Source organism: Pseudomonas alkylphenolica (assembly GCF_000746525.1).
GTDB classification, from domain to species: Bacteria; Pseudomonadota; Gammaproteobacteria; order Pseudomonadales; family Pseudomonadaceae; genus Aquipseudomonas; species Aquipseudomonas alkylphenolica.
Genome location: NZ_CP009048.1, coordinates 4241380 through 4253547 on the forward strand (window position 1 = coordinate 4241380; position 12168 = coordinate 4253547).

Sequence of the window (12168 nt, forward strand, 5' to 3'; positions counted from 1 at the left end):
TTGTGACCAGCATGCAACCTGCGAGCTCGGCGGCGGATCCGCGCCTGAGTTTCGATGACCCGTTACTCGATGGTTTGCTGATTCTCTGCAAGCTGCACGGTTGCACGCTCAGCCGTGCCGGCCTGAGTGCCGGCCTGCCCTTGGCCCAGCAGCGTTTGAGCCTCGACCTGCTGCCACGCGCCGCCGCCCGCGCCGGTTTGCAGGCGCGCGTGCTGCGCCGGGAACTGGACGCTATTTCGGCGCTCAACCTGCCAGTGCTATTGCTGCTCAAACAGGGCCGCTGCGCCGTGCTGCGGCGCTGGGGCGATGATGGCAAGGCGTTGATCCTGCCCAGCGAGGCGGAAGGTGGCGAACAATGGGTCAGCCGCGAGGAACTGGCCGAGGCCTATAGCGGCGAAGCGCTGTTCGCCCGTCCCCGGCATGAGCTCGAAGACCTGCGCGCGCCGTTGATGCCGCGGGTCAATGCCTGGTTTCGCGACACCCTGAAACTGTCACGCTGGCTTTACAGCGATGCACTGCTGGCCAGTTTGTTGATCAACCTGCTCGGCCTGATGGTGCCGTTGTTCGTTATGCAGACCTACGACCGGGTCGTACCCAACCAGGCCATCTCGACCCTCTGGGTACTGGTGGTCGGCCTGTTGATCGGCACCCTGTTCGAACTGATTCTGCGAGTGGTGCGCGCCCACCTGCTGGATCAGGCCGGGAAAAAGACTGACCTGATTCTCTCGGCAACATTGTTCGAGCGCATTACCGGCATGTCGATGAAGGCCCGCCCGGCCACCATCGGTGGTTTTGCACAAAGCATCCATGACTTCCAGGGCCTGCGCGAATTTCTCACCGCCGTGACCCTGACCAGCATCATCGACCTGCCCTTCGTGGTGCTGATGCTCCTGGTGATCGGCCTGCTCGGCGGCTGGCTGGTGGTGATTCCGCTGGTTGCCTTTCCCGTCACCATTATCTTCGCCCTGCTGATTCAGGTACGTCTGCGCGACACCGTGCAAAAGAGCCTGGCCCTGGGGGCGGTGCGCCAGGCCCTGCTGATCGAAACCCTCGGCGGCCTGGAAACCCTTAAAGCCTGCAGCGCCGAGAGTGAGCGCCAGTACCAATGGGAAAGCACCCACGGCGCCCTGACCCGCCTCGACGCCCATGCCCGAAATCTGTCGGCGCTGGCCACCAACGGTACGTTGTTCATCCAGCAATTCTGCGGCATGGCGACCATTGTTGCCGGGGTCTACAGCATCATTGCCGGTAACCTCAGTGTCGGTGCCCTGGTCGCCAGCTACATGCTCGGCAGCCGGGTACTGGCCCCGCTGGGCCAGATCGCCGGGTTGATTACCCGTTATCAGCAGGCGCAGCTGACCATGCGCAGTACCGACGCGTTGATGGCCCTGCCGCAAGAGCGTCAGGCAGGGCAGCAACCGCTGGAGCGCACCCAGCTGCACGGCGCCCTTGAGGTCAGCCATGTCAGCTTTCGCTATACCGGGCAGAACGCCGCCGCGCTCAATGCCGTGAATTTCAGCGTCAAACCCGGCGAGCGCATCGGCATCATCGGCCGCAGCGGTTCGGGCAAAAGCACCCTGGCCCGCTTATTGATGGGGTTTTATGCGCCGGACGAAGGACAAATCCTGCTCGACAACCTCGACCTGCGCCAACTCGATATCGCCGACCTGCGCAACCAGATCGGCTATGTCGCCCATGACCTGCCGCTGCTGGCCGGCAGTCTGCGCGACAACCTCACCCTCGGCGCGCGCTATGTGAGTGATGCACGCATGCTGGAAGTCGCCGAACTGACTGGCGTCAGTGAACTGGCGCGCCAGCATCCGCAAGGTTTCGATCGCCCGGTCGGTGAGCGCGGTCAGTTGCTGTCCGGTGGCCAGCGCCAGTCTGTGCTGCTGGCCCGGGCGATGCTGCTGGAGCCGCCGATCATGATCCTCGACGAACCCACCAGCCACATGGACAACGCCAGCGAAGACCAGCTTCGCCAACGCTTGCATGGCTGGGTCCAGGGCAAGACCCTGCTACTGGTCACCCACCGTACTTCGATGCTCAGTCTGGTCGACCGCCTGCTGGTGCTGGACAACGGCAAGGTGGTAGCCGACGGGCCGAAGGAAGCGGTTATCGATGCACTGCGCAAAGGCCGGGTTGGTTCGGCCATCTAGGGGATCTCGTCATGTCCATCAGCCAAGGCTTGCGCAGTTACTTCCAGAGCTTCGGCAAAACCGCCGAACGCGACTACATGCCGGACGTGGCCGGCGCAACTTTGCAAGACTCGCCGCGCCTGTCGCGCATCACCGTATGGCTGGCGGCCGCCTTGTTGCTGGTGGCCCTGACCTGGGCCTGGTTCGCGGTGCTGGATGAAGTCACCATGGGCGAAGGCAAGGCGATCCCGTCGAGCAAGGTGCAAGTGATCCAGAACCTGGAAGGCGGCATCGTCACCGAAATCTTTGTTCGCGAAGGGCAGATGGTCAACAAGGGCGATACCTTGCTGCGCCTGGACGACACGCGCTTTCTGTCCAACAAGGGCGAGAGCGAAGCGGATCGCTATGCCCTCACCGCCCAGGTCGAACGCCTGTCGGCCGAGGCTGAGGGGCGCCCCTTCGAAGTCTCTGAAGAAGTACGCAGCAAAGCGCCGCAGGTGGCCGAGGACGAGCTGTCGTTGTACCAGTCCCGGCAACGCCGCCTGACCAGCGAAAAGCAGACCCTCAGCGAGCAGCTACGGCAGAAGACCCAGGAGCTGGCCGAGTTCCGCTCCAAGGCCGAGCAGTACCGCTCGGCGCTGGCCCTGCTGCAGCAAGAACTGAACATGTCGACGCCGCTGGTGGGCACCGGGGCGATTTCCCCCGTGGAGATCCTGCGCCTCAAGCGCAGCACCGTGGAAGCCCGTGGTTCGCTGAACGCCACCACCCTGGCCATTCCCCGCGCCGAGGCGGCGGTGGCGGAGATCAAGAGCAAGATCGAAGAATCGGAAGCCGGTTTCCGTTCGGAAGCGGCCAAGGAGCTCAACGAGAAACGCACCGACCTGTCGAAAATCACTGCATCAAGCATCGCCATCGATGACCGGGTCACGCGCACCACGGTGGTTTCGCCGGTGCATGGCATCATCAAGCTGCTCAAGGTCAACACCATCGGAGGCGTGGTCCAGCCGGGCAGCGATCTGCTGGAGATCGTGCCGCTGGAAGACAATCTGCTGATCGAAGCCAGGGTGCGCCCGCAGGACGTTGCCTTCCTGCACCCGGGGCAGCCGGCAATGGTCAAGTTCAGCGCCTACGACTACACCATCTATGGCGGCCTGAAGGCCAAGCTGGAACTGATCAGCGCCGACACCGTCACCGATGACAAAGGTAATTCGTTCTACCTGATTCAGGTTCGCACCGACAAAAACCACCTGGGTGGCGATAACAAACCTTTGCTGATCATTCCCGGGATGACCGCCACGGTGGATATCATCACCGGGCATAAGAGTGTGCTGGATTATTTGCTCAAACCGGTGCTCAAGGCGCGCACTGAAGCCATGCGTGAACGTTGAGCATCGCGGGGCAAGCCCGCTCCCACCGGAGGGGCTCTCTGTGGGAGCGGGCTTGCCCCGCGATAATCAACGCAAATGATTACGCTCGTACGTCTCGCGCCCCATCGCCTCGATCTGCCCTTCGATCAACGCCTCGAACGGTTTAAGCAACGCATCGAAACAGACCGGCGCCTCCAGCACATTCAGCGCCTGCACCACCGCCTCCAGGGTCGACAGCGCCCCATCAGCCGGTGCTTTGCGCAAACGGTAGCGCGAAGGCAGGACCTGGGCCAGCGTCACCCGCGGCAAGGCTGCCAGCAACGGATTCATGTGCAGCAGCTTGCTCGCCTTGCGCCAGGTGCCATCGGGCACCACCAGCAGCCATGGGCGTTGATCCTGATCGTCGGCATAAGCAGCCAGAGGCTGAGCCTGATCGCCGGGAAACAGCAACGCACTGCGATACCCCGGCACCTCGATCAGCGCGGCCAGATCCTCGAACGCCTCACCTACGCGCAATTCACTGTTACGCAAACCCAATGCCGCCAGTTTCGCGGTATTGAGGGCATGACGTACTTCACTCGGATGCTGCAACACCAGCACACGGGTGCGGCTATCTAGGGACGGGATCAACGGGCAAAGGCAATGGGCTTGTGGGCGCAGGCAGCGCTCGCACTGGATTCTGGACATCGGGTTCTCCTGGACGGGCAAAGTGTGCCACAGCAGTCCCGGAAAAAGCCCACTTCCCTGTGGGAGAGATAAAAGGTGTCAGCGGTTGAAACGCTCGGCCAGGCTGTACAGGTACTCGGCCATGCGCTCCAGGTCCTGACTGATCTCGGCGCCCTGCTTGGCCTGTCCGGCACTGTGATCACAGAGTTGGGCGATGCGGGTGATTTGCTGATTGATATCTTCAGCGACATGACTCTGCTGTTCAGAGGCCGCGGCCATCTGCTGACTCATGCCGGTAATACGGCTGACCGCCTGGGTTATCCCCACCAGTGCCGACTGCACCGCTTCGACACGTTGCACGCTGTCTCTGGAGATCTGCTCGCCCTTGCTCGCCGTGGACACCGCCCGCTGTGCACCATCACGCAACGACGCAATGATCTGGTGGATTTCCTCGGTGGAGGTGCGGGTGCGCTGGGCCAACGAACGGACTTCGTCAGCCACCACCGCAAATCCGCGCCCTTGTTCACCGGCCCGCGCCGCTTCAATCGCTGCGTTCAGGGCAAGCAGATTGGTCTGCTCGGCGATTGAAGTGATCACATCCACCACGCTGCCAATCGACTGAGTCTGCTCGGCCAGGGCGTTGACCGCCTGACCAATGTCATTGACCGCGTCACTCATGCTGCCCATGGCCCGCAGGCTTTGCTGCGCCAGGTCACTGCCCTGCTGGGCCAGCTGATCGGCATCGGCGGCGGCCGAGGCGGTATTCTGTACGTTGTGGGTGACTTCCTGGATGGTCGCAGCCATCTGCGCGATGGCCGTGGCCGACTGATCGGTTTCGCTGCGCTGGCGGTCGAGCATCTGCGCCTGGGCACCAGACAGGTCCGAGGATTGCGCGGCCCGCGCCTTGACCCCGACACCGGCGTCGACCAAGCGGGTCAGCGCGGTCTGCAGCCGCGCTTCCTCACTGAGGATGGCCAGGTCCAGTTGCCCTTGCAGGCCTTTGTTGTCGCTGTAGGTCAGGGCTACAAGCGGGCTGGTGAACGCTTTCGGATGCTCGGCCAGGGTGCGCTTGAGTACGCGGTTCTGCCGCGATTCGATCAGGTACCAGGCGCTGAGCAGGCTGCTCATCAGCACGCCAAGCGCTGCGTATTGTGGCAGCCACAGGTAACCTGCCGCCGACAGCAAACCGGCGCCAACCAATGGCCAGCCATACTCGAGCACTTCCCCGACGCGCGCAGCCCAGGGCACCGCTGCCCGCCCCTGGCGCAAGCGCGCATACAGCGCCGTGGCACGGCGGATCTGCTCGCGGCTCGGCACTGAGCGCACCGACTCATAACCGCTGATCCGACCGTTCTCGTAGATCGCCGTTACATAGGCGCTGACCCAGTAGAAGTCCCCGTTTTTGGCGCGGTTCTTGACCACGCCCATCCACGGTTTGCCTTGCTTGATGGTTTCCCACATATGAGCGAACACCGCAGGCGGCATATCCGGATGGCGTACCAGGTTGTGCGTCTGATCGATCAACTCTTCGTATGTGAAGCCACTGATGGCAACAAAGGCGTCGTTGCAGTAGGTGATCCGACTATTGAGATCGGTGGTGGAAATCAGTCGTTGTTCGCTGGGGAAGGTTCTTTCGTGCTCAGTGACGGGCAAATTCATACGCATCTGTGCGATACCTGCCGAAGGATGATGGGGAAATGACATCAACGCAGTACAGGTTTAGCAGAGCATTTACCGGAAAGTAGCCCGTTTACCGAGGAAATCTCCGGTTCCATTTGAGTTTTTCAGAGGTCATTTCGGTCAGGCCGGGGTGAGCTGCGCCTTGAGCAAATCGCGGAAGGTCTGAATCAAGGGTTCGCGGCTGCGGCCGCGACGGATGATCATGGAAAACGGCGCCTGATAGCCGAAGGTTGCGGGTGACAGTACGCGCAAATCGCCCTTGTCGGCCCAGGCCTGGGCATAGTGCTCCGGCAGGTAACCGATATAGGCGCCGGACAGCACCAGAATCAGTTGTGCCTCCATACTTTCCACCGTCGCCGCACTGTGTTTGAAACCGTGACGGGCCAGTTCCGCCTGACTCCAGTAGCCGCGCCCGACCATACGCTGCTGGGTGATGACCTGTTCAGGAATGCGCCGCTCGTGAAACAGCGGGTGGCGGTTACTGCAGTACAGCCAGTGCTGCTCACGGTACAGCGGTTGATAGACCAGTCCGCTCATACGCGTCGAAAACGCACCGATGGCCAGGTCCAGGCGGTTGTCCTGTACGCCCAACTGCAACTCGTAGGGGCTGGACACCGACAGGTGCAAATGCACCGCCGGGTGTTCCTGGCTGTAGGCCCCGATCGCTTCGGCCAGCGGCAAAGCGCGATCACCGACGGTCGAGTCGATCACCCCCAGGTTCAACGTACCGCGCAACTCGCCCTTGAGCGCTGCGGCGTATTGCTCGAAGCCGTCCATTTCGGCCAGCAGGCGCAGGGTCTCCTGATGGAACAGTTCGCCTTTGCTGGTCAGGCTGAAGCCCCCTCGCCCGCGGTGACACAGGACGATCCCCAGCGCCGCTTCCAGCTGGCTCATGTAGGTGCTGATAGCCGAGGTCGAAAGGTTGAGTTCGCGCTGGGCATTGGCGAAGCCCTGATGGCGTACGACGCTGACGAAGATGCGCAGAAGTTTCAGGTCAGGCAGTGCAGAAGCCATGGCTTACGGGGTCCCAAAAGGCAGTGATTGGCAAAAGTCTAACCAGAATCCCGCCGATAGTTTAGAAAAACCTGAACTAAGTATTTGCCTGTAGCGATTCTTTTTGCCCACTACCTTTTGCAGACTCTGCCGCAATGCACCTGCTTGCCAGCACTTCAGGGTTACTAGCCGACCCGCAAGACAGGTTCCAACAACTAAAACAATCGAATCGATGAGGCCCGACCGTGGACAAGATTCTGCACCAACCACTGGGCGGCAACGAAATGCCGCGCTTCGGCGGCATCGCCACCATGCTCCGTCTCCCTCACCTGCAAAGCGCCGAAGGCCTTGATGCTGCCTTCATCGGCATTCCCCTGGACATCGGTACTTCGCTGCGCTCCGGCACCCGTTTCGGCCCACGGCAGATCCGCGCCGAGTCGGTGATGATCCGTCCTTACAACATGGCCACTGGCGCTGCTCCCTTCGATTCGATGTCGGTAGCCGATATCGGTGACGTGGCGATCAACACCTTCAACCTGCTTGAAGCTGTGCGCATCATCGAAGAAGCCTACGACGAAATCCTCGAGCACAATGTCATCCCCATGACCATGGGTGGCGACCACACCATCACCCTGCCGATCCTGCGGGCGATCCACAAGAAGCACGGCAAGGTAGGCCTGGTGCACATCGATGCCCACGCTGACGTCAACGATCACATGTTCGGCGAGAAGATCGCCCACGGCACCACCTTCCGTCGCGCCGTGGAAGAAGGCCTGCTCGATTGCGACCGCGTGGTGCAGATCGGTCTGCGCGCCCAGGGCTATACCGCCGAAGACTTCAACTGGAGCCGCAAACAGGGCTTCCGCGTGGTCCAGGCCGAAGAATGCTGGCACAAATCCCTGGCACCACTGATGGCTGAAGTCCGTGAGAAAGTCGGCGGTGGCCCGGTGTACCTGAGCTTCGACATCGACGGCATCGACCCGGCCTGGGCCCCAGGCACCGGCACCCCGGAAATTGGTGGCCTGACCACCATCCAGGCCATGGAAATCATCCGTGGTTGCCAGGGCCTTGACCTGATCGGCTGCGATCTGGTGGAAGTCTCGCCACCTTACGACACCACCGGCAACACCTCGTTGCTCGGCGCCAACCTGCTCTACGAAATGCTCTGTGTCTTGCCGGGCGTTGCTCGCCGCTGACCGACAGGCACCAGGAGCTACAACGAGGCAGGAGCCATGATCGCCGGATCGCACCAGCGGCCGGTGAAGTAGACGAATGACCGGTGCCGGGCTTGCCTGGCGCCAGGATCGATCTCACCATAATAAAGATAATCGGAGACACCCATGGCCTTAGACTTATTCGTTGTCTTGATCTATGCGGCCGGCATGCTCGGGCTTGGCTGGTATGGCATGCGCAAAGCAAAAACCCATGAAGATTACCTGGTAGCGGGACGTAACCTCGGCCCTAGCCTGTACATGGGCACCATGGCCGCCACCGTACTGGGCGGCGCCTCGACGGTCGGTACCGTGAAACTCGGTTACGTCCACGGTATCTCAGGCTTCTGGCTGTGTGCGGCCCTGGGCCTGGGCATCATTGCCCTGAACCTGTTCCTGGCCAAACCGCTGCTGCGCCTGAAGATCTTCACCGTGACCCAGGTGTTGGAACAGCGCTACAACCCCATGGCCCGTCAGGCCAGTGCTGTGATCATGCTTGCCTACGCACTGATGATCGCCGTGACCTCGACCCTGGCTATCGGCACCGTGCTGCAAGTGCTGTTCGATATGCATTTCTGGGCCGCGATTCTGCTCGGCGGCGGTGTGGTTGTGGTGTATTCCACCATCGGCGGCATGTGGTCGCTGACCCTGACCGACATCGTTCAGTTCGTGATCAAGACCGTTGGCCTGATGTTTGTCCTGCTGCCGATCTGCCTGTACCGCGTGGGCGGTTGGGATGAACTGGTCGCCAAGCTGCCAAGTGCCAGCTTCAGCCTGACCACCATCGGCTGGGACACCATCATCACCTACTTCCTGATCTACTTCTTCGGCATCCTGATCGGTCAGGACATCTGGCAGCGTGTGTTCACTGCCCGTGACGAGAAGGTCGCCAAGCGCGCCGGTACCGTTGCCGGTGTCTATTGCGTGATCTACGGTCTGGTGTGTGCGGTGATCGGCATGGCGGCCCATGTGCTGCTGCCGGACCTGGCCAACGCCAACAACGCCTTTGCCGCGATCGTCAAATCCGCCCTGCCTGACGGCATCCGCGGCTTGGTGATTGCAGCAGCGCTGGCGGCGATGATGTCCACGGCCAGTGCTGGCCTGCTGGCAGCCTCGACCGTACTGACCGAAGACCTGCTGCCCAAGCTGCGCGGTGGCAAGCAATCGAGCCTGGCCATCAACCGCCTGTTCACCCTGCTCACCGGCATTGCCGTGCTGGGTATCGCGCTGGTGGTCGAAGACGTGATCAGTGCCCTGACCCTGGCCTACAACCTGTTGGTCGGCGGTATGCTGGTGCCACTGATCGGTGCGATCTTCTGGAAACGCGCAACCACTGCCGGTGCAATCACCAGCATGACCTTGGGCTTTGTCACTGCCCTGGCGTTTATGATCAAGGATGGGATGGATGCCAACACGCCGATCTACTACAGCCTGGCGATCGCGCTGGTGAGCTTTGTGGTAGTGAGTTTGATGTCCCGCCGTCCGGTGGGTGCGGTAAACCTGGCCTGATCCAGGCCAACGGTGGCCGTCGCATCACCCTGATGCGGCGGCCCTGCCAGGCGCCTAGCGACGCGGCTGGCGCTTGCGCTGCTCCTCGTCGGTAGGGATCGGCACCGGCTGCAACGGCGGTGGAATCAAGCCCAGAGCCGCAGCCAGGTCATGAAGCCAGTTGAACAGATTATTTCTCATAACTCCCCCTCACGGGTCAGCCTGCACGGCGTTTCAATCCTGCGATGCTTCATACAGATCATAGCCCTATGTCTTAGATTGCGCATGCTCTAGGACTACAAGTTGGGTCGAGTTTGATCTTAATCAAGCCCTGACCGCCACCTCGGCCGCCTGAGTAACTGTTTCCCCTTGTTGCAAATCGATCCAGGCACTCAAATTCGCGCCGCGCATGCCTTTGCGCCACATCAACCAGGTCGTGGCCAGATCGAAGGGTGCTTGCAAGCGATGCACCGCTACCCGTTCACGCCCAGGCAAGCTGTCGTGCATCGACTGCGCCATCAACGCCACCCCCGCCCCGGCAATCACACAAGCAAGCATGCTCGGGTACGACTCGATTTCCATGACCCGGCCCATGGCCGCATGGTCATGGGCATACCAGGCCTCCAGGCGCATGCGGTAGGAACACCCTTGGCGGAAGGTAAACACCGCCCGCCCGGCTACATCCCGGGCGCTGTGCACCTGCAGGTTCAGCGCAGGATAGGCCTTGTGATAGCGCGCCAGCAGTGCCGGCAGGTGAATGGCGGCAGTGCTGTACATGGTGCCAAGGGCAAAGTCCCCCGCCGGTTGCCCGCCCTGCACCGCGGCGAAACAACTCGACGCCCAACTGCTCTTCCAGCTGACGCAGGCGTATCGACAGGTTCGACGGTACCCGGTGCAAGCGCTCGGCGGCCCGGGTGTTCGCCGGGCCAGGCGTCGGCATCATGCTCACCGGCCTGCTGGCGCTGTTCTCCAACCTGTACGGCCTGGGCTCGGCTCCACTGTGGCTGATCTATGCCGCTGGCGCGCTGGTGATGCTGCTGGCAGTGCTGCCCTTTCTGCCCCGCCCACAAGCCTCAGCGCCTGCCAGTGGACCTTCGACGATGCAAGGACCAACCCAAGGGATCGCACGCTTGGGCTTGATCTACGCCCTGTACGGCATCGGCTACATCATCCCGGCCACGTTCATGTCACAGATGGCCAGCTATCGCCGTCCACACTGGGGCAGCACCTCGCGCTGGTTGATGACGACGCTTTGGTTGCAGGCTGCCGGGGTGTTCGCCTGCCTGCTGGGCAATGGCCCGGGGCTGGCCCTGGGGGTGTTGTTGTGCGGCACGCCGTTCCTGGCCTGCATGCAACTGATGATGCAGCGCCTGCGCGAACTGTCATCCAATGCCTATCAGCGCAACGCAGGCTTGCTGACCGCCTGTTTCGCCCTTGGCCAGCTCAGCGGGCCGCTGCTGGCCGCGCTGAGCAATCAGTTCGCCGCCAGCCTGCAACCGGCACTGGTCATCGCCGGCTGCGGTCTGCTGCTGGGCGGTGCACTGCTCTGGCGGCCGTAGCCTAGCCGAGCAGGCTGCGCAACCGTCGGCGCACCCACTGCTCAGCACTGACCAGCGTGACGCCGAGCAGGACCATGATGGCCCCGAGCACGAAGTTCAGGCTCAATGGTTCGCCCAGCAGCAGCACACCAAAGGTCACCCCGAACAGTGGGGTGATGAAGGAAAACACCGCCAGGTTCGACGCCAGGTAACGACGCAGCAGCCAGAACCAGGTCAGGTAGCTGAAGAACGACACGATCAGCCCCTGGAACAACAGGCTGCCAATAGACAGAGGCGTGAATTGCACCTGGGTGACCTGGCCACTGACGGCGGCAATCAGCAACAAACCGACAAAACCGACCGCCAGTTGATAGAACAAGGTCAGGGTCGCAGGTGCCTCCGACAGCCGGGAAGCGCGCACCACCACGGTGGTCGCGCCCCAGGCCAGACCTGCCAGCACGCCGAAGGCATCGCCCAACAGCATGCGCCCGTCCATCTCAGACAGCGACACGCCACCGGCAAAGGCATAGGCAATACCGGCGAAGGCCAGGACGATGCCCAACCACTGCAGGGGCCGTAGACGCTCGCTCGGCAGCAGCCAGTGCAGGCCAAGAGCAGTGAACACCGGCGCGGTGTAGAGGAACACCGACATGTGCGCCGCCGAGGTCAGCTTCAGGCCTTCGGCAATGAACAAAAACTCCACCCCGAACAGCGCACCGGCCAGCAGCCCGCCGCGCCAGGTGTGCGCCACCTGGTCCCAGCCGCCGCGAAAACAGATCAGCAGGCCGACCAGTACCGCCGCCATGCCCGAACGCAGGGCCTGTTGCATCACTGGCGCAATGTCTGGCGCGGCCAGCTTGATCATTACCTGCTGAATGCCCCAGATCAGGCACAGCACCAGCATTACTTGCAGGGCAAAGGCATCGGTGTTGCGACGGGTGGCGCTCATTGCGGGCACCCGCTATCGGCTAACGGCATGGCAGAGTCTCGGCAGCTGTGGATCCAGCGCCGATTATCAGCGGCTGCAGGCGTTGATTGCCAGCCTTGTGTTGCTGTTCGACTGAACTTTGCGCGCCGCTTGCGGCTC

The 12168-nt window shown here is 62.1% G+C and carries 9 protein-coding genes and 3 pseudogenes; 5 read left to right on the forward strand and 7 right to left on the reverse strand.

The window, feature by feature from the left end:
• Positions 1–11 precede the first annotated feature (11 nt).
• Together PSAKL28_RS19420 and PSAKL28_RS19425 are read left to right on the forward strand one after the other, a co-directional pair.
• Positions 12–2159: a type I secretion system permease/ATPase gene (locus PSAKL28_RS19420; protein WP_371262006.1), complete on the forward strand. Its 2148-nt coding sequence runs from the start codon at positions 12–14 to the stop codon at positions 2157–2159.
• A gap of 11 nt (positions 2160–2170) precedes the next feature.
• The gene (locus PSAKL28_RS19425) at positions 2171–3526 is read left to right on the forward strand and encodes an HlyD family type I secretion periplasmic adaptor subunit (RefSeq protein ID WP_038613555.1); all 1356 of its coding nucleotides are present in this window, start codon (positions 2171–2173) and stop codon (positions 3524–3526) included.
• Between the two features lie 66 nt (positions 3527–3592).
• Here the strand turns inward: PSAKL28_RS19425 and PSAKL28_RS19430 are convergent, their stop codons facing one another.
• From PSAKL28_RS19430 to PSAKL28_RS19440, 4 genes and pseudogenes are all read right to left on the reverse strand, one after another.
• On the reverse strand, positions 3593–4192 hold the full coding sequence (locus PSAKL28_RS19430; protein WP_038613557.1) for a tRNA-uridine aminocarboxypropyltransferase: 600 nt from the start codon (positions 4190–4192) through the stop codon (positions 3593–3595).
• Positions 4193–4270: 78 nt separating this feature from the next.
• A complete protein-coding gene (locus tag PSAKL28_RS19435; RefSeq protein WP_371262007.1) occupies positions 4271–5299 on the reverse strand; it encodes a methyl-accepting chemotaxis protein in 1029 nt (342 codons plus the stop codon).
• Between the two features lie 225 nt (positions 5300–5524).
• Positions 5525–5875: pseudogene (locus PSAKL28_RS28600) on the reverse strand (PAS domain-containing protein); the annotation flags it as partial.
• 96 nt (positions 5876–5971) lie between these two features.
• A complete protein-coding gene (locus tag PSAKL28_RS19440) occupies positions 5972–6865 on the reverse strand; it encodes a LysR family transcriptional regulator (RefSeq protein ID WP_038613562.1) in 894 nt (297 codons plus the stop codon).
• A 224-nt stretch (positions 6866–7089) separates the two neighbouring features.
• On the opposite strand from PSAKL28_RS19440, the gene speB reads away from it, so the two are divergent.
• The gene (speB, locus tag PSAKL28_RS19445) at positions 7090–8040 is read left to right on the forward strand and encodes an agmatinase (RefSeq protein WP_038613564.1); all 951 of its coding nucleotides are present in this window, start codon (positions 7090–7092) and stop codon (positions 8038–8040) included.
• 144 nt (positions 8041–8184) lie between these two features.
• Complete coding sequence (locus PSAKL28_RS19450; RefSeq protein ID WP_038613566.1) at positions 8185–9564, forward strand: sodium:solute symporter family protein; 1380 nt, start codon at positions 8185–8187, stop codon at positions 9562–9564.
• 54 nt (positions 9565–9618) lie between these two features.
• Here the strand turns inward: PSAKL28_RS19450 and PSAKL28_RS28315 are convergent, their stop codons facing one another.
• Both PSAKL28_RS28315 and PSAKL28_RS19455 read right to left on the reverse strand, forming a co-directional pair.
• The gene (locus tag PSAKL28_RS28315; protein ID WP_256205393.1) at positions 9619–9744 is read right to left on the reverse strand and encodes a PA1414 family protein; all 126 of its coding nucleotides are present in this window, start codon (positions 9742–9744) and stop codon (positions 9619–9621) included.
• 123 nt (positions 9745–9867) lie between these two features.
• Positions 9868–10486: pseudogene (locus PSAKL28_RS19455) on the reverse strand (LysR family transcriptional regulator).
• Between PSAKL28_RS19455 and PSAKL28_RS19460 the strand changes: the two are divergent.
• Positions 10443–11102, forward strand: a pseudogene (locus tag PSAKL28_RS19460) (YbfB/YjiJ family MFS transporter); the annotation flags it as partial. The pseudogenes PSAKL28_RS19455 and PSAKL28_RS19460 sit on opposite strands and share 44 nt — an antisense overlap.
• Position 11103: 1 nt before the next feature.
• Here the strand turns inward: PSAKL28_RS19460 and PSAKL28_RS19465 are convergent.
• Positions 11104–12030 (reverse strand): DMT family transporter, encoded by a 927-nt coding sequence (locus tag PSAKL28_RS19465; protein ID WP_038613568.1) that lies wholly within the window; start codon positions 12028–12030, stop codon positions 11104–11106.
• Between the last annotated feature and the right edge of the window lie 138 nt (positions 12031–12168).